The organism is Propionivibrio dicarboxylicus, assembly GCF_900099695.1.
GTDB classification, from domain to species: domain Bacteria; phylum Pseudomonadota; class Gammaproteobacteria; order Burkholderiales; family Rhodocyclaceae; genus Propionivibrio; species Propionivibrio dicarboxylicus.
On sequence record NZ_FNCY01000004.1, the window covers coordinates 64,787 to 87,616 of the forward strand.

Genomic DNA, 22,830 nt, shown 5'->3' on the forward strand with positions numbered 1-22,830 from the left:
CTCCCGAAGAAAGGTCTGGAAGAAGACCCCGGAAGAAATACAACGGGATTAAGTTTTTCTAACCCAAATGATTATAAACCATCGTTTGTCTACCCGGTGCAAGGCGCCTAGATTGGGGGCAAGGGAAATACACGACATGCGCCGGTCGCCGCCGGGCACAGGCGAATGCCGCGACACCGGGATTCAATCGCCTAAGGAAACGTCATGAAATACGAATCGCCCGATATCTGCCTGCCGGTCTCGCTGTCCGGCAGTCTCTACTACCGCCTGATCGAAGTCCTTAGGGTGTGTTCTCAATTGAGCGTTGGTTGCGGTCAATTGAGAACACACCCTATGGAAAGTCAGGCCCACCCCGACCCGAACACGGCGATCGTCACCGCCGTGCGCCGCTTCGTCGCCGAGGCAACCCCCAACCGCAAGACACCGCGCAGGAGCGCCGCGAACGCCGCTGTCAACACGGCAATGAACACCGCCTGGTCCGATGACTGGATCATGTTCGGCGCACCGCCCGCATCGAGCCAGACGCCGCGACCGCTGTCCGCCCGCCGCTTCACCCCCACCGTCGCGCCAGCACCGAGTAGCACGCCGGCGCGCACGGAAAACGCCCGCCCGCGCAGCGGCGACTGGTGTGTCGGTTGCAGCGGCGCCGACACAGATCTTCTCGAAGGCTGAGCGATGGCCTGCGGGCCCTACCGAAATAGGCTCTTAGTCACCCAGCATCATCAGCCCGGTATCGCCGCCAGCGGCGGCGGTATTGACCGAGACGACGCGCTCCTTGACGAGGCGCGCCAAGGGATAGCCCCTCGGCCCGACCGTCAGCAGCGGCACGATCTCGCCGGGACGCGCGGCCAACGCCTGCGCCAGCGCACGTCGATCGGCGGCCTTGCCGGCGAATAGCACAGCGGCCAGCGCCGCCTCGTCGAGCGGTTCAGGACGCACGACGAGGATGGCCGCGAGCGGCCCCGGCAACAGCGCCCGCACCGACTGCGTCAGCGCATCGTCGGCAAGCAGCGGGACGTTGCCCGTCGCCAGCACGGCCGCGATCTGTTCGAGCAGCGCCGCGTCATCGTCGGCGCGACAGGCCACCCCTCCGCGCGGCACGAAGCTCAGCCGGTTCGCTTCACCCGCCGGTCCCGGCAAACGCAGACCATGCCCGGCCAGGTTGGCCGCGCGGTAATCGCCGCAGAGTTGCGCAAGCCGCGTGCGTCCGGTGCGCAAGGCCCACTCGTTCAATTGCATCAGCGACTCGGCCACCGGCACGGCGCCCTCGGCCGGCGCGCCGAGTTCGGCCGGTCCCGCCGCCCAGCCGGCCAGGCGCGGCAGATAGAGCGGACCGCCGGCCTTGGGACCGGTCCCCGACAGTCCCTCGCCGCCGAACGGTTGCACGCCGACGACGGCACCGATCATATTGCGATTGACATAAATATTGCCGGCACGGACGCGCTTCACGGCGAAGTCGATGGTCTCCTCGATCCGGCTCTGGATGCCGAAGGTCAGGCCGTATCCGCTTGCGTTGATCGCCTCGATCAAGTCGCCGAGTTGTGGCCGGCGGAAGCGCAGCACATGCAGCACCGGACCGAACACTTCCTCGCGCAGATCCTGCGGCGTATCGATCCCGAGCAAGGTCGGCGCGACGAAACTGCCCTGCGCGGCCGCCTCGGGCAGCGGCAGCGAAAAATGCAAGCCGCCGCGCGCGACGAAAGCATCGACATGCGCCTGCAGGCGCGCTTGCGCCGGCGCATCGATGACCGGGCCGACATCGACGTCGAGTCGCCCCGGGTCGCCGAGACACAGTTCCTGCATCGCCGCGCTCAGCATCGCCAGCAGGCGCCCGGCGATATCCTCCTGGACACAGAGCAGGCGCAGCGCCGAGCAACGCTGGCCGGCACTGTCGAAGGCCGAGGCGATGACGTCCTGCACCACCTGTTCGAGATGCGCCGAGGAATCGACGACCATGGCATTGAGCCCGCCGGTTTCGGCGATCAGGAAGGCTTCGCCCGGATGCTCGGCGAGCGTCCGATTGATCCGGCGCGCCACCTCGAGCGAGCCGGTGAACACCACACCGGCGATGCGCGCATCGGCGACCAGCGCATTGCCGACGACATCGCCACGGCCAGGCAGGAACTGCAAGGCCGCCGCCGGCATGCCAGCTTCATGAAAGAGGCGAACGGCGAAGGCGGCGATCAGCGGCGTTTGCCCGGCCGGCTTGGCGATCACGGGATGTCCGGCGACCAGGGCGGCACCGAGCTGGCCGACGAAGATCGCCAGCGGGAAATTCCACGGACTGATGCAGATCACCGGCCCGGAATTCGCCGGCGCCGCCGGGTTCGCTTGCGCCTGCCGGGCGTAATAGCGACAGAAATCGACCGCCTCGCGCACCTCGGCGACGGCATTGACGCGGGTTTTACCGGCTTCGCGGATCGCCAGGCTGATCAGCGCAACGGCATTTTTCTCGAGCAGGTCGGCGCAGCGGCGCAGACAGTCGGCACGCATCGCGACGTCCTGCCCGGCCCATTCGGCGGCGAACGCCGACGCCGCCGACAGCGCCTGCTCAACCTCGCCGGCCGTCGCCTCGACGACCTGACCGACGACATCGCGTCGGTCAGCCGGATTCAGCACCGGACGCGACGAGACCTCGCCTGCGGGCGCTCCGACAACAAGCGGCGCCGCCGTCCAGCCGATACTGCGCAGTTCGCTGAGCCCGCGCTCGAGCCCGGCCAGCGCCCGCTCGTCGGCGAAATCGAAACCACGCGAATTCTTTCGCGCCGTACCGAAGAGCGCCGGCGGCACCGGAATGCGCGGATGCCGCTCGCCGCAGACGGCGATCGCATGCGCGACCGGATCGGCGATCAGCGCGTCGACCGAAACCGCCTCATCGACGATCTGATTGACGAAGGAACTGTTGGATCCGTTCTCCAGGAGCCGGCGAACCAGATACGGCAGCAGCGTCTCGTAGCTGCCGACCGGCGCGTAGATGCGACAGCGCCGCCCGGGCGCCGCCGGGCCGACGATATTGTCATAGAGCGCCTCGCCCATGCCGTGCAGGCACTGGAATTCGAAAGCCTCGATCTTGCGCTCGACCGCCATCCGGCTGACCGCCGACAGCGTCTGCGCGTTGTGCGTGGCGAATTGCGGATAGATCGACTCGGCGGCGTCGAGCATCTTGCCGGCGCAGACGAGGTAGCAGAGATCGGAGTGGAATTTGCGCGTAAATACCGGGTAATCGACCAGCCCATCGATCTGCGCGCGCTTGATCTCGCTATCCCAATAGGCGCCCTTGACGAGCCGCACCATCAGCCGGCGGCGATGCGCACGGGCCAGCGCGACGAGATAGTCGATCACCGCCGGCGCCCGCTTCTGGTAGGCCTGGACGACGAAACCGAGTCCCTGCCAGCCGGCCAGCTGCGGTGCCTCCACCAGCTGTTCAAAGAGATCGAGCGACAGTTCGAGCCGATCCGCCTCTTCGGCGTCGATCGTCAGTGAAATGTCCTGGTCGCAGGCGCGTTCGGCCAGGATCAGCAGCTTCGGATAGAGCTCGCGCATGACGCGCTCGCGCTGCAGGCGCGTGTAGCGCGGATGCAGGGCCGAGAGCTTGACCGAAATGCCGGGACCGGCGACGACGCCCTCGCCCCGACTGGCCCGTCCGATCGCCTCGATGGCGTCGAGATATGACTGGAAATAGCGCTCGGCATCGGCGTCGGTCAGCGCCGCCTCGCCGAGCATGTCGAAGCTGTGGGTATAGCCGCGCGCGACGTTCTGCCGGCTGCGTTCGAGGGCGGCGGCGATCGTCTCGCCCATGACGAACTGGCGGCCGAGCAACTGCATGGCCAGCTCGGTGCCCTTGCGGATGACCGGCTCGCCGCAGCGCGCGATCAGTCGCGTCAAGGCATTGCCGAGCGCCTCGTCGCTGCGCGTGGCGACGAGCTTGCCGGTAATCAGCAGGCCCCAGGTGGCAGCGCTGACGAACATCGACGGCTGGCCGCCGAGGTGATCCCCCCAGGCGCCCTTGGCCAGCTTGTCGCGGATCAGGCGGTCGGCGGTATCGGCGTCGGGGATGCGCAGCAGCGCCTCGGCCACGCACATCAGCGCAACGCCTTCCTCGCTCGACAGCGAGAATTCATGCATCAGATGATCGACGCCGCTGGCTTGCCGGCGCTGCGCGCGCACCGCCTCGACCAGCAGGCGCGCCTGCACCGCGACGCGCGCGGCCTCGGGCGGACGCTGCCGGTACGCGGCAATCAACTCGGCGACGCAGAGCGATTCGTCGCGACGCACCGTGTCGTGGATCCGGGCACGCAAACGTTCCAATGCCTGATGCATGAAGGGACTCCTGGAAAGCGGCTAGCCGCGCAAATGATCGAGGCTGATCGCGGACGAATCCTTGACCTCCTCCATCACCGGATAACTGTGCGTCTCGCGAATGCCGGGCACCTTCGCCAGCACGTCGCCGAGAAAATTGCGGTAGGCCGCCATGTCCGGCACGCGCACCTTGAGCAGGTAGTCGAAACCGCCGGTCAGCATGTGGCATTCCTGGATCTGCGGGATGCCCAGCACGGCCGCGCGGAATTTCTGGAAGGCGTCCTCGGAGGTGCGGTCGAGCAGGATCTCGATGAACACGGTGAGCCCGAGGCCGAGTTGGGCCGCCGACAGGTTCGCCGAATAGCCGGTGATGAGCCCGTCGTTTTCAAGCGCCTTGACGCGTTCGAGACAGGGCGTCGCGCTGAGGTTGATCCGCTTCGACAGGGCAACGTTGGTGGTCTTGCCGTCTTCCTGGAGGATAGCGAGAATTTCGATATCGGTGCGATCGAGCTTGCGCATGCGGAGACTCCCTTAAGGCGCCGGCCGACAGACACGGCGGATAAAACACATCACTAAAAAAACTGGCGTTACCAGAACTATGAAAAGACTATAGCGCCTATAAAAAGACAATTCCACTGAATTTTTCGATTTTTTTGGAGTTTATTAAAAACAAATCGTTTATTCCCGGCAAAAAAAACGGGGCCCGGACAGCCGGCCCCGCGAATCCGCCCGCCGATCGTCCTCCGATCACGACCGGAGGCGGCGGAGAGTTGCCTAGGAATGTCCGACCTGGCTGCGATGCCGACGCACGCAGCTGATCGCGAACAGCGAGATGGCACAGGTGACCATGAAATAGATCGCGATCGGCACATACGAACCGCCGTACTGCAGCATCAGCCAGGTCGCGATCAGCGGCGCGGTACCGCCGGCCAGCGCGGCGCCGGCCTGGTAGCCGAGCGTGACGCCGGTATAGCGGACTTCGGCATCGAAGATCTCGGCCGACAGGGTGCCGAGCACCGCGGTGATCGGCGTCCAGATGATGCCGAGGCCGACGACCGTGGCGACGCTGATCAGGGCCGGGTCCTTCGTATTGAGCAGCGCGAAGTACGGGAATGCATAGAGCATCATGATGAAGGCGCCCCAGCCGTACATGCGGCGGCGTCCGACGCGGTCGGCGATCAGGCCCATCAGCGGGATCATGATGATGCAGGCGATCGTCGCCCAGGTGATCGCCGTCAGCACGACGTTCCTCGGCAATTCAAGGCTCTTGGTGACGTAGGTGATGACGAAGGTGCTGAGGATGTAGAAGGGCGCGGTTTCCACCACTTTCAGGCCGATCGCCAGCAAGACCTCGCGCCAGTGATGATGGAGCGTCTCGACCAGCGGAATCTTGACCTGCTTGCCTTTTTTCTTGGCTTCCTCGAACTCGGGCGTCTCGTTGATGCGGAAGCGCAGCCACAGGCCGATGGCGACGAGGACGGCGCTGCTGATGAACGGCAGGCGCCAGCCCCATTCGAGAAACTCGGCTTCGGTGACGTGATTGCCGACGAAATTGAGCGCTGCCGTACCGAACAGCATGCCAAGCGGCACGCCCATCTGCGGCACGCTGCCGAACAGGCTCTTGGTCGTCTTGTTCGAATTCTCGACGGCCATCAGCAAGGCGCCTCCCCACTCGCCGCCGATGCCGAGTCCCTGGATCGCCCGCAGCGTCATCAGCGCCGCCGGCGCGTAGAAGCCCCACTGCGCATAGGTCGGCAGACATCCGATCAGCACCGTCGCGCCGCCCATCAGGCTCAGCGTCAGGATCAGCGACTTGCGCCGGCCGAGCTTGTCGCCGATGTGCGCGAAGACGACGCCGCCGAACGGACGGATGAAGAACGGAATCGAGAACGTCACGTAGGACAAGAGCAGGCCGACCGCCGGATCGGAATTCGGAAAGAACAGCTTGCCGAAGACCAATGCCGCCGCCGTGCCATACAGAAAGAAATCGAACCACTCGATGGCGGCGCCGAAGAGACTCGCCGCCAGCGCCTTTTTTTGCTCGCTATTGATTGAAACCATGGACCCATTCCCCTATCGATAAGAATTGGAACGCCCGCAGGCGCCTGAAAACGTCGAAAGTACTGCTGACCCGTTTGTTTTCCCTTGCCGCCGGCGGGCGAGCGCCGGCGGTATTTTCCCCGTGATCGCGCGCTTACTCCGCCGTCATGTACGGATAATTGACCACCGTGCGCGGCACCAGCGTCTCCTTGATCGCACGCTGACTCAGCCAGCGATACAGATTGACGGCGCTGCCCGCCTTGTCGTTGGTGCCCGAACCGCGGCTGCCGCCGAACGGCTGCTGCCCGACGACGGCGCCGGTCGGCTTGTCGTTGATGTAGAAATTGCCGGCAGCATGACTGAGCGCACGCTCCATGTCGACAACCGCCTGACGGTCCTGCGCGAAAATCGCGCCGGTCAGCGCATAGCGCGTCGCCGTGTCGCAAGCGTGCAGCGTCGCGTCGAGTTCCTCGTCCGGATAGACATACACGGTCAGCACCGGCCCGAAGATCTCCTCGACCATCGTCCGGAAGCTCGGCGTCCTGGCCAGGATCACGGTCGGCTCGACGAAATAGCCGACGCTATCGTCACAGCCGCCGCCGATGATGACTTCGGCATCGCTCGACGCTTCGGCGAACTCGATGTAGGAACGGATGTTCTCGAAAGACTTGCGGTCGATGACGGCATTCATGAGATTGGTGCAGTCGCGCACGTCGCCGATGCGGACCTGGGCGACTTCACTTTCCAGACGGGCGCGCACGGCCTCCCACAGGCTCTGCGGAATGTAGGCGCGCGACGCGGCCGAGCACTTCTGCCCCTGATATTCAAAGGAACCGAGCAGCATCGCACAGACCAGCGATTCGACGTCGGCGCTGGGATGGGCGAAGATGAAGTCCTTGCCGCCGGTTTCGCCGACGAGGCGCGGATAGGAAACGTACTTGTCGATGTTGGCGCCGACCTGCTTCCAGATGCCGTTGAACACCTCGGTCGAACCGGTGAAATGGAAACCGGCCATGTGCGGATCGTTGATGACGACGCGGCCGAAATCGACGCCGCGACACGGCACGAAGTTGATGACGCCGGCCGGCAGCCCCGCCTCCATGAACAGCTTCATGACGTAGTAATTGGACAGGACGGCCGTCGACGACGGCTTCCAGATCACCGTGTTGCCGGCCATCGCCGGCGCCGACACGAGGTTGCCGCCGATCGCGGCGAAGTTGAAGGGCGAGATCGCCGCAACGAAGCCATCGAGCGCACGGTACTCGACGCGATTCCAGAAGCCATCGGGGCTGATCGGCTGCTGCTTGTAGATCTCCTGCAGATAGTAGGCATTGAAACGCAGGAAGTCGGCGAGTTCGCAAACGCTGTCGATCTCCGACTGGTAGATGTTCTTGCTCTGGCCGAGCATGCAGGCCGCCGACATCTTCGCCCGGTACTTGCCGGTCAGGAGATCGGCCGCCTTCAGGAAGATCGTCGCGCGCTGTTCCCAGGGCATGGCTTCCCATGTCGCGCGCGCGGCCTCGGCGGCCTCGACTGCCAACTGCAATTCCTTTTCGCCGGCGACCGAATAACGGCCAAGCACGGTACGGTGGTCGTGCGGGCAGACGATGTCGGCCGTCTGCTCCAGGAAAATCTCCCGACCGCCAATGATGAGCGGCACCTCGACCGGCGCGATCCGCTGCGCCTCGAGTTCGGCCTTGAGCGCAGCACGCTCGGGCGAGCCCGGCATATACGCCTTCACCGGCTCGTTCTGGGGAAACCTGATCTGAAAATACGCGTTGTTCATTGCCCTGTGATCCTTCCTGACTGATTGAATGGTGAATTCCGCTATCCGCGCCGGCATCGGCCGTCAAGACATCCAGCAAACGCATTAAAAACAGCATCGTTAACTGTGTTTTTATATTTTCTTGGTTGACAATAAATAACGCAACGATTTTTTATGGTTGTTTGTACTTATTTTTGACGCACAAACAGTTTTTTATTCCAAAGACAATCCCGCAGGACGTTCCTGTTCCGGAGACACCTGACAGCCTCCGGCCGATACTCGAAAGTCATGGAAATAAAATGCCATCAGCAGCTACAATTGGGCGAACTGCGCTGTCTGCCCACGCTTTGCACGGAGCCAGTCATGTCAAATCCGAACCCAAGCGACCGACTCTCTGCCAACACCGACACCCAGACGTTGCGCCTGTCCTATCTGCTGGGCACGCTGACGATCATCGCCATCGTCCTGAGCCTGGCCGCGGCGGCCTTCTGGTTCGAGAAGCAGCGGCACCTGGAACGCGCCTCGATCGCCACGGCCAACATGGCCGAACTGCTTGCGGAAAGCACCGGCAACGCCATCCAGAAAATCGACGTGGCGCTGCAGGCCGGACGCCTCTTCTACGAATCGCGGGCGGTCGCCGAAAGTCGCATCGCCGCGCAGCTCAACGCTTATCTCGGCAGTCTCGGCAATGCTTCGGCAACGCTCGGTACGATCCGCATTGCCGACCGTGCCGGCCGCATCCGCTTCGGTGACGGCATCAGCATCGCCGAACCGGTGCTGGTCGGCGACTTCGACTTTTTCCTGCGCAGCCGGCAAGGCGGCGAAAATGCGCTTGTCGTCAGCGGACCGGTCCTCTCGCCGGTCACGCGCGAATGGGTGATGATTTTCGCGCGCCGCCTGAGCGATCCGGACGGCACGTTCGCCGGCACCATCTACGCCTCGGTGCCGACCCGGCAGTTCGAAGCCATCCTGTCGCCGGCCTCGCTCGGGGCGCATGGCGCGGCGACGCTGCGCACGCTCGACCTCGCGCTCATCCACCGCTACCCCGACACGCGCAATGCCGTCGGCAGCAGCGAGGTGTCATCCGCACTGCGCCGCGCCGTCGAAGCGCATCCGCTCGGCGGCGGCTACGTTGCGGCAACGGCCATCGACGGTGTCGAGCGCAGCAACGCCTTCCGCCGCATCGCCGGCTATCCGCTCTACGTCATCGTCGGCTTGGCCACCCACGACTACCTCGGCAGCTGGCAGCAGAACATCCTGATCATTATCGGACTGGCTGCGCTCGCCATCGTCGTGACCGGCCTCGCCGCCTATCGCAACTACCGCGCCCAGGCAACGCTGGCGGGCAATTTCGCCGAACTGTCCCGGCTCGAAAAGGAATTGCGCCGGCTGCTGGAAGAGCGTCACGCACTCAACGAACAGCTGGCCGTCCGCGCCCACGAGGCGGAAGCCGCCAGCCGGGCGAAAAGCGCCTTCCTCGCCAACATGAGCCATGAAATGCGCACGCCGCTCAACCATGTCCTCGGCATGGCCGCACTGATCCGGCGCGAACCGCTTTCACCGGGCCAGACCGATCGGCTCGACAAGTTGATGCGGGCCGGACACCACCTCACCGGCATGATCGAGACGGTGCTCGAAGTCACCCAACTCGACGCCGACACGGTCGAACTCGCCGAAGACCGTGTGCTCCTGCCGGAACTGATCGGCGCCGCCATCGACGCCGAACGCGCCGCCGCCGCCGCGAAGCAGCTGACGCTCGAGGTCGGTGACATCTCGCCCTTGCCGGACCTCGTCGGCGACACCACCCGCATCCAGCGCGCCCTTGACAACTACCTCTCCAACGCCATCCGCTTCACCCACGACGGACACATCACGGTGCGCGCCCTGACGCAGGCCGAAGACGAACGCAGCGTATTGATCCGCATCGAAGTCGAGGACAGCGGCCAAGGCATCGCCGAAACGGATATTCCGCGCCTGTTTTCGCTGTTCGAACAGGTCGACAACTCGTCGACCCGCGAACATGGCGGCCTCGGTCTTGGCCTGGCGTTGACCCGGAAGATCGCCCGGGCAATGGGCGGCGACGCCGGCTGCAACAGCCGGACGGGCACCGGCAGCCTGTTCTGGTTCACCCTGCGCCTCAGGAAAGCGGCGGCCTGAACCGCCGCCAAGGCGCCGCCAGCGTCAGGCCATGGCCTGCGGCTGCTCGATGAGCTGCTGATAGACCATGCTCTGCAGCGTCATCCGGTCGGTCGGCGTCAGATTGACGAATTCCAGCCCGAAATAGGAGGTCTCCTGGCGCGTCGCGCTTTCGTCGGCGATCAGCGAGCGCACGACGGCCTCCAGGTTCATCAGCACCTCGATGCCGTGGATCATGAGCCGGAAGCTCAGCCGGAGCTGATCGCCTCGCGACAGAAAATCGCCGCGAGAAACAAGCAAGGCGCCGTTTGCGCTCAGATTCACAAGCACGCCCGGCGCACTGTCGCCGTCTTGTGCGGCGCCGGAAAACGAACAGATGATCCGCGTCTTGACGCGTGGCGCCTTGCGCACATTCCTGCCGCGCACCTGGGTGGGGAAGGAAAGATGCAGATAATCGAAAGGAAGCCGGACGATCTTGCTGACCACCGACTCGAAGGCAAAAGCATTCTCGTTCGCAAACACCCGGACGAAGACCGCTTCGCTCTCCTCGATCGGCAGACGAAAACCGTCGATGTCGCGCGGCGGGGTGACCAGGAGGCTGTGCGGCGCGAGATAACCGATCAGCCGGACGATCACCCGCTCGCTCGCGAAACGCGGCGGCAGTTGCATTTGGATCCGGTCGCCGACCTTGAGGCGCATCGCCTCGAAACTGAATATGTCGTCCGCAATACCGCTGCCACTGCCGAAGTCGAGGCTCGATACTTCCTGCGACGCACCGGTCGCCGTCTCGGGCGCCAGAGTGCCCAACGTGGCGGCATCGACAGCCGCAGTTTCGGAATTGAGAGTCGGCATAACGCGTGAGGTCTCCGTCAGCGAAGGCTTCCACACCATTGTAGTTCTGCATTGACCCCATGACATACAAATTGTTCCGACCAACTTGTGCAAATAAGTGGCAGCCATTCCTTGTCATTTACGCCAATAAAGCCGCGCGACCTCACGCAGGCCGTCACGAATCGTCGCTACGTCGGCGGGCAGACGCCCGCCGAAACGCGCCAGGCAGCCCCCCTCAAACCGGCGCCCGACGCGCCGACACGTGTACGTCCCGCATGGCCCCGAAATGGATTTCGGCGTGTGCCAACATCATTCTCGCGCGCGGCCGCCGCAGCTGTATCGTACTGTCCGTAACAAACACAGCATCGCCGCAAGCGCCCGAAAACTCGGGGATTTCCAGCCAGCACCCCAGTGACCGACGCGACGCAGGCGGGCAGCAGTACCCATCCCCCACGACCACCGCGGCGATCGCCATCGGTGGCCTCTCCGCGACATATGCCGCGGCTAGGCTTCTTGCATATTGCCATTCGTCCGCGGTGCTTCTATCATCGCCGCCTGAAACCATCGGCATTACGCCCCAGCGTCCATTGACCCCACGAGGCCTTCCCATGTTCATATACGAGTTCTACCGCAGCCTGACCATTAGGGGCCGTATCATCGCCCTCGGCGGCCTCTACAGCCTGGCGATCGTCGCCACCGGACTGGCCGGACGCCATGCCGAGGCCGAGACTTTCTACGCCGTGCTGGCTGTCTCGCTCGTCACCGGCGGCATCACCACCGGCATGTGCATCGCCTCGATCCTCGAACCGCTGCTGCGCATCACCGGCTACCTGCGCGACATGGCCAAGGGCGATCTGACCAACACCGTCAAGGCAAAGCGTAAGACCGAGTTCAGCGCCGTCCTCAACACCATGCACGACATGCAACAGTTCCTCAAAACCGTGATCGCCGATATCCAGCGCGCGGCCGAGCGGCTGTCCGAGACCTCCACCGTGCTCAACGCCTCGTCGGCACAGATGGCGGCAGGCACCGACGAAGCCTCGGACAAATCGCGTTCGGTCACCACCGCCGTCGATCAGCTTTCCTCGATCATCGCAGCGATCTCCGAAAGCTGCGAAGACATGAAGCAGAAAGCGTCGGAAACCGAAAAGGCGACCGAGAGCGGCGAAGCCGTGGTGATGCGCATGAACGGCGTCATGCATGAAATCGAAACGATGGTCGCCAGCGCCACGCAAGCGGTCGGCGACCTCGGCACCAACTCCGACAAGATCGGCACGATCGTCGTCGCGATCGGCGAAATCGCCGACCAGACCAACCTGCTCGCGCTCAATGCTGCGATCGAGGCGGCGCGAGCGGGCGAACAGGGCCGTGGCTTTGCCGTCGTCGCCGACGAGGTGCGCAAACTCGCCGAACGGACCTCGACCGCGACACGCGAAATCCAGGGCATCATCGCTTCGCTGCAGAACGACGTGAAGAACGTCGCCGGCGCCATGGAAAAGAGCGGCGCCAGCGTGCAAAGCGGCACCGCCGACGTACGCCAGTCGAGCCAGGCGATGGAAACGATCAAGACGCAGATCGGCCCGTTGATCGGCCGTGTCGCCCAGGTGGCGTCGGCCTCCGAAGAGCAGTCAGCCGCCGCTGCCGACATCACTGCGAACATGCACCACATCTCGGATGTCATCGTCGATTCGGCCCAGGTCGCGCGCGAAACCCAGGACCGCGCCGCCGGCCTCGCCGGCGCCGCCGCCGACCTCAAGACCCTGGTCGGGCGCTTCAAGGTCTGAGACACCGGCATAACCGGTCAAGGACAAAGGGCCGACGGCAGACGCCGCCGGCCCTTTTTTCATGCAACAGCGCTACGCCGCCCTATTTCCAGTTGGCCGCCAACACCGGGGTCAGCGACTCCTGATACGGCTGAGACAACGCGGTCTGCCCTAAAAACTCGCCATCGCCTGGACAAGGCGTTCGACCTGCATATCGATCAGGACCTTGAACGCGCCGCCGCGCCGCGAGCCCTTCGCGTCCGTCAGTCCCGTGCGCCGCCGAAGAAGACCGTGTCCTGCTGCCGGCGCAGGGCGAGCAATTCGGAGGCCGGATCGATGTCGACGTCGGCCAGCGTCAGCAGCGCACCGGCGGCGACATCGCGCACCAGGCGCCGGTTGGCCGCCAGGTAGAACGGCAGCGGCTGGTCGGCGCCGAGCGGACCGGCCGGCAGGAGTTCGGCCGTCGTGCCGTCGATCGTGTGATGGTGCCCGCCCATCGCCAGCACGCTGCCGGCCGCCAGCGGCCGGGTGGCGCGGGTGACGAGGTCGAGGCAGGGACGCGGCGACCGGGCACCGGTCGAGCGGCCGTGGATGGCGACGTCGAGCACGCTCGTCGCCGCTTCGAGCCCAAGCAGGTGGCGCGGCAGATAAATCAGCGCGCGACGACCGTCGCGCGAGACGACATGGCCCTTGGCCAGGAGCAGTTCCCAGCTCGCCGCGTCGTCGCAGGCGACGATGACGAAAACGCCGCCGGCGAAACTCGCTTCGTCGGGTCGGCGCAGGCAGTGGAAGACGTCGAGGATGCCCGTGCGCGAGAGCAGTCCGCCCTCATCGGCCGGGCCGAAGAAATCGGGCACCTCCGGGATGCGGGCGATCGGCGCGTGGAGATCGGGCCGGTCGGGCACAAAGCCGGTGGCATTGGCGACAACGAGCAACTCGCAGAGATCGGGCACGGCGCGCTGCGGCAAGGCCGCACAGGTCTGCGCCCGGTCGCGCGCCAGTTCGCCGTAGGCACGCGCGCCGGCATGCCAATGGTCTGGCAACCCCGGCACCGCAAAAGTCTTCCCGTCGCTGACGACCGTACCGGCATCGGCATCGCAGATGAAATCGTATTCGCTCGACTTGCCGGCGGCGAGGATGTCGAAGCCCAGCGTCTGCGCCCAGGTGATCAGCCCGATCAACAGGCTCGGCTGATCGCCGTCGACCGGCGTCACCACCTTGCCGCGTTCGGTTGCCAGATGCGCCAGGATCGGCCCGACGACGCTGTCGACCTCCTTCGACACCAGCACCACATGGCGATCGGCTTCGATCGCCAGGCGCGCATGACGCGCACCGGCTTCGGGACTGCCGGTGGCTTCGACGAGGACGTCGAATGGCAGGTCGATGACAGTGGCAAGATCGGCGGCGGCAATGTACTGGCCGCGCTCCCAGGCTTCGCGGGCGGCGGCGGCGCTGGCGCAGACGGCGATCGCGTCAGCCGGCAGGCCGAGCGCGGCGAAGCCGGCGGCGGCGACCGTCGCATCGACATCGACGGCAATGCGGGCACGCATCAGCGGCACTCGCCGGGCCTGCGCGAGAAAACTGCGACCGAAACCGCCGCTACCGACCACACAGGTATCCACCGGCCGCGTCGCCGACGCGAAATAGTCCAGATGATTCATGCCGCTTCCCCTTCCCGGCGCCCTCGGCGCGCTATCGTTTACTTTCGTTCAAGGACGCAGATTGCATGCAATCTGTGTTGTTTCTTGCCTTTTTACACGCCACGACAAAGCAATGTCAACACATTCCATGCAATAATCAGATTTACATCCCTGACACTTCGTCGCCGCCCGGACATTTCATGACCCACACCGAACACGGCAATCGCAGCCAGGTCGCCGCCCAACGGCTGCGGCAGATGATCGTCGCCGGCGAACTGGCGCCGGGCCAGCGCATTTCCGAACGCGAGATCGGCACGCAACTCGTCGGCCATCTCGACGGCCTGTCGCGCACGCCCTTGCGCGAGGCGCTCAAGATCCTCGCGGCCGAGGGCTTGGTGACGATCGCACCGAATCGCGGCGCCACGGTCACGGCGTTGTCGATCGACGAGGTCGAGGAAGCCCTCGACCTCCTGGTCGGGCTGGAGGGCCTGGCGGCCGAAGCCACCTGTGCGCGCATCGGCGACGCCGAAATCGCCGCGATCGAGGCGCTGCACGAGGCCATGCACGCTGCCTACCGTGCCGAGCAGCTGATGGACTATTTCGAAATCAACCAGGCCATCCACCAGCACATCGTCGATGCCGCCGGAAACCGCGTGCTGTCGCGCATCTACGCCGCCGAATGCGCGCGCATCCGGCGCTACCGTTACGCCGGCAACCACCGCCACGAACGCTGGGAGCGCGCCATCGCCGAACACGACCAGATCCTCGCCGTACTCAAGGAACGCAACGGCACGCTGCTGCGCGAACTGTTGCGCGCCCACCACCAAAACGGCTGGCAGGTCTCGCGCCGGGTCGTCGCAGCGACGCCTGCAAGCGACCCCGCCACAAGCAAAAGCAGCAGCCGGCGCCGCGCAGCGACCAAAACGAACGCCCCCGAATAAACCGTGTCAACGCCCGTCCATCCCCTTCTTTCCACGAGACCGATCATGACCGCCACCGCCGCCGTAAAACCCGCCATCCTCCAAATCGGCAGCCTGCTGCCAGTCCTCGAAAACTGGCTCGACGAACGCTACAGCGTCAGCCGCCTCGACGACGCCCCCGACGCCAAGGCCTTCCTCGCCGAACAGGGCGGCCGCTTCGTCGGCGTCGCTACGTCGGCGCTCTATGGCGTTTCGGCCGAACAGATCGCGGCGATGCCGGCGCTCAAGGTCATTTCCTGCTTTGGCGTCGGCGTCGACAAGATCGACCTGCCGGCCGCGCGCGCCCGTGGCATCGCCGTCGGCAACACGCCCGACATCCTCAACGACTGCGTCGCCGATACCGCCTTCGCGCTGCTGCTCGACATCGCCCGGGCGACGCCCGAAGCCGACCGTTACGTTCGCACCGGTCTCTGGGCCGAGCGCGGGCAGAACAGTTTCCACCTCGGCCGCCGGGTCAGCGGCGGCCGCCTCGGCATCGTCGGTCTCGGCCGTATCGGCAAGACGATCGCGCGCCGGGCGCTCGGCTTCGACATGGACATCCGCTACCACACCCGCCGGCCGGTCGCCGACGCGACCTGGCCGCACGAACCCTCGCTCGTCGAACTGGCGCGCTGGGCCGATTTCCTCGTCGTCATCACCGCCGGCGGCCCCGGCACGCTTCACCTGATCAACGCCGAGGTGCTCGACGCGCTCGGCCCGCGCAGCTTCCTGATCAACGTCTCGCGCGGCTCGGTCGTCGACGAACCGGCGCTGGTACGCGCCTTGGTCGAACGTCGCATTGCCGGCGCCGGCCTCGACGTCTTCGCCAACGAACCCTTCGTCCCGGCCGAACTGCTCGCCCTCGACAACGTCGTGCTGCTGCCGCACATCGCCAGCGCCACCGAGGAAACGCGGCGGGCGATGGCGCAGCGCGTCATCGACAATCTCGACCGCTTCTTCGCCGACGGCACGCTCATTACACGGGTCGACTGATGCCGCCAAGCCTGCTTGCCTCGCCGAAGGCGCGCCCATGCTGATGCGGATCGTCGGCATCGTTTTCCCGATCCTGGCGATCGTGCTCGTCGCCTATTTCTACGGCCGGCGCCACCCCGTTGACATGGGCGTCGCCAACCGGCTGAACATGGAATTCTTCCTGCCGGCGCTGATCTTCATGGCGCTGGCCGGAAAATCCTTCAACCTCGTCGATAACCTGCCCTGTGCGATCGGCAGCGCCATCATGGTCATCGGTTCGGGATTGCTGGCCTGGCCGCTGGCGCGGCTGTTCGGCTACGATCCGCGCACGCTCGTATTTCCGTCGATGGTGCACAACGTCGGCAACATGGGCCTGCCGCTGCTCCTGCTGACCTTCGGCGACCAGGCGCTCGGTCCCGCCGTGGTCATCCTGCTCGTCGTCAATTTCATCCAGTTCTCGCTCGGCATCTGGGTCCTCAGCGGCCGTTTCAGTATCGCCATGCTCTGGCGCGAGCCGCTGCTGGCCGCCGCCCTGCTCGGCGTCGGCGTCAGCCTCTCCGGCATCACGATCTGGCCGCCGCTGATGGTCGCCGTCAAGCTGCTCGGCGACATCTCGATCGGGCTGATGATCTTCTCGCTCGGCATCCGCCTGTCGACGGCGCGTCTCAATGCCTGGGGCATCGGCATCGCCGGCGCCGTCATCACGCCGCTGGCCGGCATGACCGTCGCCTGGCTGGTCGGCGAATTCGGCGGCCTCAGCCCGCTCGACCGCGACATCCTCTTCGTCGCCGGCGCGCTGCCGCCGGCCGTTTCCTGCTTCATCCTGGCCGAACGTTACCGGCAGGAGCCCGACAAGGTCGCCTCGATCGTGCTGATCGGCAATGCCTCGGCGATCTTTTTCATCCCGCTGGCCTTGGCGCTGCGGCTCTAGGTGAGTTCCCCCTAGGTTCGCTGGAACTTGCGCACGAAGGTTTCGAACGCCTCGACCGGCAAGGGCCGGCTGAAGAAATAGCCCTGGCAGGCGTGACAGCCGACGCTGACCAGATAGTCGCGCTGTTCCTCGGTTTCGACCCCCTCGGCGATGACACCGAGGCCGAGGCTTTGAGCGAGCGCGATGATCGTCTTGACGATGGCCGAATCGTTCGAATCGATGAAGACGTCGCGCACGAAGGACTGGTCGATCTTGAGGTGGTCGAGCGGTAACCGCTTCAGGTACGAGAGCGAGGAATAGCCGGTGCCGAAATCGTCGAGCGCGAAGCCGACGCCCTTGGCCTTCAGCGCATACATGCGCTCGATCAGCGCATCGACATTGGAGGCCAGCATGCTTTCCGTGAGTTCGAGCTTGAGCCGTTCGGGATTGGCGCGCGTCCGCCTCAGGGTCGCCAGCACCTGGTCGACGAAATCGTCCTGCCGGAACTGCTGGAAGCTGACATTGACCGAGATCGTCAGCGACGACAGCAGCGGGTCGTCGTCCCACGCCGCCAACTGGGCGCAGGCGGTTTCAAGCACCCAGTTGCCGAGCGGGATGATGAGCCCGGTCTCTTCGGCCAAGGGGATGAACTCTCCCGGTGAGACAAGCCCTTTGTCCGGATGCTGCCAGCGCACCAGCACTTCGGCGCCGCTCAGCCGACCGCCCGAGACTTGCGCCTGGTAATGCAAAAGGAATTGCCGCTCGCGCAGGGCGTCGCGCAGATCCTCGGCGAGCGCCGCGTGTTTGAGCACCAGCGACTCCATGGCCGGATCGAAAAAGCACAGGCCATTGCCGCCTTCGTCCTTGGCCCGGTACATGGCGATGTCGGCCTGCTTGAGCAGCGTATCGATATCGACCTGCTGGCCGAGGAACAGGTTGGCGCCGATGCTCGGCGCGCTCTGGCAGGCGGTATCCTTGAGGTAGAAGGTCTGGGCGAAGGCGGCGACGATTTTCTCGCCGATGCGCTCGACCTGCGTCGCCGCGTCGGCCTCGATCGCGCTCAAGCCGGACAGGATGATGACAAATTCATCGCCACCGAAGCGCGCCACCGTATCCTCGGCGCGCACGCTGCGCAGCAGGCGCTGCGCCACCTGTTGCAACAAGCGGTCGCCCATGTCGTGGCCGAGCGTGTCGTTGAGCGTCTTGAAATTGTCGAGATCGATGAGCAGCAACGCGCCGTACTGACCGTTGCGGCTGCTGCCGATCAAGGCCTGCTTGAGCCGGTCGAGCAGCAGGGTACGATTGGGCAGGCGCGTCAGCGGATCGTAGAACGCGAGTTCGTTGATCCGCGCCTCGGCCTGCTTGCGCTCGGTGATGTCGCGCCCGACGCTGTAGATACAGGTCATGCCGTTGAGTTCGACGACCGAGGACGACAACTGCCACCAGACGAGTTCGCCGTTCTTTTTGCGCAGACGCGTCTCAAGCCCATGGCATTTTCCCTCATGCCGCAGGGCGTCGTGAAAACGCTGGCGGTCGAGAAGATCGCCCCAGAGGTCGAGGTCGAGCGGCGCGCGGCCGATGATTTCCTCGGCACGATAGCCCGACGCGTCGAGGAAGAGCGGATTGACCTCGAGAAAGACGCCGTCGGACAGACGGTTGATGAAAATGTAATCCTGGCTGGCCTGGTACAGCGCGCGGAAATGCTTTTCGCTTTCGGCGAGCGCGACTTCGGTTTCCTTGCGTTCGCTGATGTCGCGCGTCACCGAGTAGATGCACTGAACGCCGCCGAGTTCGACGATCGACGACGAGGCCAGCGCCCAGACGTGATGGCCGTCCTTGGCCCGGAAGCAGGCTTCGAGGTTGCGGCAGCGCCCTTCCCGCTGGAGCATCTCGATGAAGCGGGCGCGGTCGTTCGGATTGGCCCAGATGCCAAGCTCGGTCGGCGTATGGCCGATGAGTTCCCCGGCGGCATAGCCGAGCGCGTCGAGATAGGGCTGGTTGACGTCGAGGAAGACGCCGTCGGACAAGCGATTGATCGTGATGAAATCCTGGCTCGCCTCGTAGATGACACGGTAATGGGTCTCGCGCTCGCGCAACGCGGCCTCGGTCTGCCGGCGTTCGGTGATATCCTGCACCGAGACGCGCCGCCCGAGCGACGTGCCGTCGCTATCGATCACCGGACGCGAACGTTGCGTCACCCAGCGGATGCCGCCGTCGCGACGGACAAGGCGAAAGTCGAGCCAGCGCAGCGGCGCGGTCGCCGCGGCGTCACCGCCGTCCTCGAAACACGCTTCCCACGCGCTCCGGTCGTCCTCATGCACGAGCGCTGCGACGATCTTCGGCGACTGCATCACTTCGTCGGCGCGGTAGCCGGTCAGGTCGAACACCGAGGGCGAAACATAGCGGAAGCGACCGTCGGGACCGACCCAATATTCCCAGTCGCTGGTCCAGTCGGACATCGTATGAAACAGCGATTCGCTGTCGCGCAAACGCTCCTCGGCACGCTGCAACCGCCGCAAGCCCACCCACAGCCCGAGCAGCCCAAGCAGGCCGACGAGGCAATGCCCGAACAGCAGCTTGGTCCGCTGCTGCTCGAAGACGCCGGTATACGGCGCGAGCGGCACCGTCACGCTGATGCCGCCCCGGATCTGGCCAAGCTCGTAGCCCTGCGCGCGATGGCATTTCAGACAACCTTCCTCGGTCTTCAGCGGACGCATCAGGCGCACGTATTTCTGGCGATCGACGACGACGCGTTCGCTCGCCTCGGTGGCACCGTGCTCGAACGACAACAGCGCCTGTCGCTCCCATTCGTCGGGCGCATTTTCCGGCCGCAGCGGCTTCAGGCTGGTGATGTGGCCGCGCACGCCAAACTGGCGGCCGGCCAGTTCGTAGATCTGGCGGGTCATGTAGGCGGGATTGAGGAGCGTCAGCGCCTTGCCTTCCCGCGTCACGACGTCGCGTTCGGGCAGTTCCGCGAGATAGGGATTCGGCGGCGTTTCCAGCGTCGGCGGCACATAGACGCCGCCATGCCCGGTCGCCCAGCGGCGTACCAGGATGTCCTTCTCGAAATGCGAACGCGCGGCAGCGTTGCCGACCTCGATTTCCGAGGCATCGAGCTGGACCAGGTTGGCCCACAGCGAGCCGCAGACGAGCAACACCCAGGCTCCGGAGAGAATCCAGACGGACCTCGACCTCACCACGCCTCCCATTTATGTTCAGTGAATGATTCTTCCAGTCGAATGTACTCCGTCTTGGCGCCCGAAGGCAAACACCGCGACGGCGGCCGATGACGAAAGCAATTCCGGAGTAGACTGGATGCATCACCACGCCCTGCCCCGACACTCACGGTCCGCCATGACGATCTTCGACGAAGCCAAAATCGACTGCCATTGCCACGTCTTCGACCCCGAGCGCTTCCCCTATGGCGAGGGAAATTTCTATCACCCGGCCGGACAGGAGCGCGGCACGCCGGCGCAATTCGCGGCGCTGCGCGAAGCCTACGGCGTCAGCGGCGCCCTGCTCGTCGGACCGAACTCGGGCTACGATCTCGACAATCGCTGCCTGCTCGACACGCTTGCCCAGGGCGGTGGCCGGCTCAAGGGCGTGGCGGTCGTGCGCAACGACGCCTCGCACGAGGAACTCGCCGGACTCAAGGACAAGGGCATCGTCGGCGCCGCCCTCAATCCGGCGCTGTTCGGCGTCGACAAGTATGCCGACGCCGCCGGCCTGCTGCGGCGCCTTGGCGAACTCGACATGATCGCGCAGATCCAGGTTCGCGACGACCAGTTGCCGGCGCTGCTGCCGCTGCTCGACGCCTGCGAGACGCGCCTGCTCTTCGATCACTGCGGCCGTCCGGACATCGCCGCTGGCATCGACCAGCCGGCCTTCGAGGCGCTTCTTGACCTCGGTAGACGCGGCCGCGCCTGGGTCAAGCTCTCGGGCTACGTGAAGTTCGCCCGCACGCCGTTTCCGTACCCGGACACGCTGCCCTATGTCGAGGCGCTCCTCGACGCCTTCACGCCGGACGCCTGCCTCTGGGGATCGGACTGGCCCTTCCTGCGGGCGCCGGAACGGGTCGATTACGGCACGCTGCTGGCGCTTGTCGAGCGCCTGCTGCCCGACGCCGCCGACCGGCGCAAGGTGCTTCTGGAGACACCGCGCCGCCTGTTCGGTTTCGCCGGCTGACATTGGCATCGTCCCGTTGCTGCCGGCACCATGCCAGTAGGCTAAAATCGGAGTATCGGGAGAATCGATGCGAAAGTCATCGGAGGGAATCGCATGAAACGCATTGCGCCAATCACAGACAGTGAATCGTCATCGAAGCACGCCGCGTCGGCAACGGCCGTCGCGCGCGCGCTGTGCGTCGCCGGTCTGCTTGCCGGCCTGCAGGGCTGCGCCGACCTCACCGACATCGTCACCGCCAAATGCGTCGCCGGCGACTGCGTCAACGGCAAGGGTTCGGTCATTGGCTTCGGCGGCTGGGGCTATGCCGGTGAATTCCGCAACGGCGAGGCGCAGGGCCAGGGCGCTTTCACCTGGATGGACGGCACCCGCTTCGAAGGCCACTTCGAGGGCGGCCGCCGCGTCGGTCCCGGCACGCTGACGCGTACCAACGGCGAGGTCGTGCACGGCATCTGGAACGACGTCAAGGGCGTCGGCTACCAGAAATTCGAGGAATTCACCGCGGTTCCGCGCCGCCTCGACGCCGCCGAGATGGCGGCGGCCACGGCCGCAGCGGCGGCGCCGACGCCGGCGGTCGACGCCATGACGCTCCCGCCGGCAACGCTCGTCTCGACCTCCCTCGCGGCGACGGGCGACAAATCCGCCCTGCCGACCGCGTCGGCCCGGCGCGTCGCGCTGGTCATCGGCAACGCCACCTATCGCGAAGCGCCGCTGAAGAACCCCGCCAACGATGCGCGCGACATCGCCACGGCACTCACGCGCCTGGGCTTCGAGGTCATCCTGCGCACCGACGCGACGCTGCCGCAGATGGAGCAGGCGATCGATGCCTTCTATGACCGTCTCAAGAAAGGCGGCACCGGGCTGTTCTACTTCGCCGGTCACGGCCTGCAGGTTGGCGGCGTCAATTACCTCGTGCCGGTCGGCGCCCGCCTGCAGAGCGAGTCGGACGCGCGTTACCAGACCGTCGACGCCGGCCGTGTGCTCGGCAAGATGGAAGATGCCGCCAATGGCCTGAACATCGTCATCCTCGACGCCTGCCGCAACAATCCCTTCGCGCGCAGTTTCCGCTCGGCCGCCCAGGGTCTGGCGAAGATGGATGCGCCGACCGGCTCGCTGATCGCCTACGCCACCGCGCCGGGTTCGGTCGCCGCCGACGGCGAGGGCCGCAACGGCGTCTATACGCGCAACCTGCTCCAGCATCTGGGCACGCGCGGACTCTCGGTCGAGGAAATGTTCAAGCGCGTGCGCCTGGGTGTCGTTGCCGACACCCAGAAGACGCAGGTTCCGTGGGAAGCCTCGTCGCTGACCGGCGATTTCCGCTTCGCCGAGTGAT

Annotated in this window: 15 protein-coding genes; 8 read left to right on the forward strand and 7 right to left on the reverse strand. The window is 65.2% G+C overall.

Annotated features, from left to right (window positions below; translation table 11 throughout):
* Window positions 1-204 precede the first annotated feature (204 nt).
* Window positions 205-672 (forward strand): hypothetical protein, encoded by a 468-nt coding sequence (locus BLR25_RS20920; protein WP_143009787.1) that lies wholly within the window; start codon window positions 205-207, stop codon window positions 670-672.
* Between the two features lie 33 nt (window positions 673-705).
* Here the strand turns inward: BLR25_RS20920 and putA are convergent, their stop codons facing one another.
* The 4 genes from putA to pruA form a co-directional block, all read right to left on the reverse strand.
* A complete protein-coding gene (gene putA, locus BLR25_RS06675; RefSeq protein WP_091935720.1) occupies window positions 706-4,320 on the reverse strand; it encodes a bifunctional proline dehydrogenase/L-glutamate gamma-semialdehyde dehydrogenase PutA in 3,615 nt (1,204 codons plus the stop codon).
* A 21-nt stretch (window positions 4,321-4,341) separates the two neighbouring features.
* The gene (locus BLR25_RS06680) at window positions 4,342-4,818 is read right to left on the reverse strand and encodes an Lrp/AsnC ligand binding domain-containing protein (RefSeq protein ID WP_091935723.1); all 477 of its coding nucleotides are present in this window, start codon (window positions 4,816-4,818) and stop codon (window positions 4,342-4,344) included.
* A 255-nt stretch (window positions 4,819-5,073) separates the two neighbouring features.
* Window positions 5,074-6,360, reverse strand: a complete 1,287-nt coding sequence (locus tag BLR25_RS06685) for an MFS transporter (protein ID WP_091935726.1) — start codon at window positions 6,358-6,360, stop codon at window positions 5,074-5,076.
* 133 nt (window positions 6,361-6,493) lie between these two features.
* Window positions 6,494-8,125, reverse strand: coding sequence for an L-glutamate gamma-semialdehyde dehydrogenase (gene pruA, locus BLR25_RS06690; protein ID WP_091935728.1), 1,632 nt, complete (start codon window positions 8,123-8,125; stop codon window positions 6,494-6,496).
* A gap of 342 nt (window positions 8,126-8,467) precedes the next feature.
* On the opposite strand from pruA, the gene BLR25_RS06695 reads away from it, so the two are divergent.
* Window positions 8,468-10,261 (forward strand): sensor histidine kinase, encoded by a 1,794-nt coding sequence (locus BLR25_RS06695; RefSeq protein WP_176785775.1) that lies wholly within the window; start codon window positions 8,468-8,470, stop codon window positions 10,259-10,261.
* A 24-nt stretch (window positions 10,262-10,285) separates the two neighbouring features.
* Here the strand turns inward: BLR25_RS06695 and BLR25_RS20925 are convergent, their stop codons facing one another.
* The gene (locus BLR25_RS20925; protein ID WP_176785776.1) at window positions 10,286-11,092 is read right to left on the reverse strand and encodes a flagellar brake protein; all 807 of its coding nucleotides are present in this window, start codon (window positions 11,090-11,092) and stop codon (window positions 10,286-10,288) included.
* A gap of 587 nt (window positions 11,093-11,679) precedes the next feature.
* Here BLR25_RS20925 and BLR25_RS06705 point away from each other — a divergent pair.
* Window positions 11,680-12,855 (forward strand): methyl-accepting chemotaxis protein, encoded by a 1,176-nt coding sequence (locus tag BLR25_RS06705; RefSeq protein WP_143009789.1) that lies wholly within the window; start codon window positions 11,680-11,682, stop codon window positions 12,853-12,855.
* A gap of 242 nt (window positions 12,856-13,097) precedes the next feature.
* On the opposite strand, the gene BLR25_RS06710 is transcribed toward BLR25_RS06705, so the two are convergent.
* Window positions 13,098-14,495, reverse strand: coding sequence for an NAD(P)H-dependent oxidoreductase (locus BLR25_RS06710; RefSeq protein WP_091935737.1), 1,398 nt, complete (start codon window positions 14,493-14,495; stop codon window positions 13,098-13,100).
* Window positions 14,496-14,674: 179 nt separating this feature from the next.
* Between BLR25_RS06710 and BLR25_RS06715 the strand changes: the two genes are divergently transcribed.
* From BLR25_RS06715 to BLR25_RS06725, 3 genes are read left to right on the forward strand one after another with little or no spacing between them, the layout of a single operon-like run.
* Complete coding sequence (locus tag BLR25_RS06715) at window positions 14,675-15,415, forward strand: GntR family transcriptional regulator (RefSeq protein WP_091935740.1); 741 nt, start codon at window positions 14,675-14,677, stop codon at window positions 15,413-15,415.
* 45 nt (window positions 15,416-15,460) lie between these two features.
* Window positions 15,461-16,426 (forward strand): 2-hydroxyacid dehydrogenase, encoded by a 966-nt coding sequence (locus tag BLR25_RS06720; protein WP_091935742.1) that lies wholly within the window; start codon window positions 15,461-15,463, stop codon window positions 16,424-16,426.
* A gap of 37 nt (window positions 16,427-16,463) precedes the next feature.
* On the forward strand, window positions 16,464-17,336 hold the full coding sequence (locus BLR25_RS06725) for an AEC family transporter (protein ID WP_091935746.1): 873 nt from the start codon (window positions 16,464-16,466) through the stop codon (window positions 17,334-17,336).
* An 11-nt stretch (window positions 17,337-17,347) separates the two neighbouring features.
* On the opposite strand, the gene BLR25_RS06730 is transcribed toward BLR25_RS06725, so the two are convergent.
* Window positions 17,348-20,512 carry an EAL domain-containing protein gene (locus BLR25_RS06730; RefSeq protein ID WP_176785777.1) on the reverse strand — a complete coding sequence of 1,055 codons (3,165 nt, stop codon included), beginning with the start codon at window positions 20,510-20,512 and terminating at the stop codon, window positions 17,348-17,350.
* 157 nt (window positions 20,513-20,669) lie between these two features.
* Here BLR25_RS06730 and BLR25_RS06735 point away from each other — a divergent pair, with 157 nt between their 5' ends.
* Both BLR25_RS06735 and BLR25_RS06740 read left to right on the forward strand, forming a co-directional pair.
* Window positions 20,670-21,500 carry an amidohydrolase family protein gene (locus BLR25_RS06735; RefSeq protein ID WP_091935756.1) on the forward strand — a complete coding sequence of 277 codons (831 nt, stop codon included), beginning with the start codon at window positions 20,670-20,672 and terminating at the stop codon, window positions 21,498-21,500.
* Window positions 21,501-21,593: 93 nt separating this feature from the next.
* Window positions 21,594-22,829, forward strand: a complete 1,236-nt coding sequence (locus BLR25_RS06740) for a caspase family protein (protein ID WP_091935760.1) — start codon at window positions 21,594-21,596, stop codon at window positions 22,827-22,829.
* Window position 22,830 lies beyond the last annotated feature (1 nt).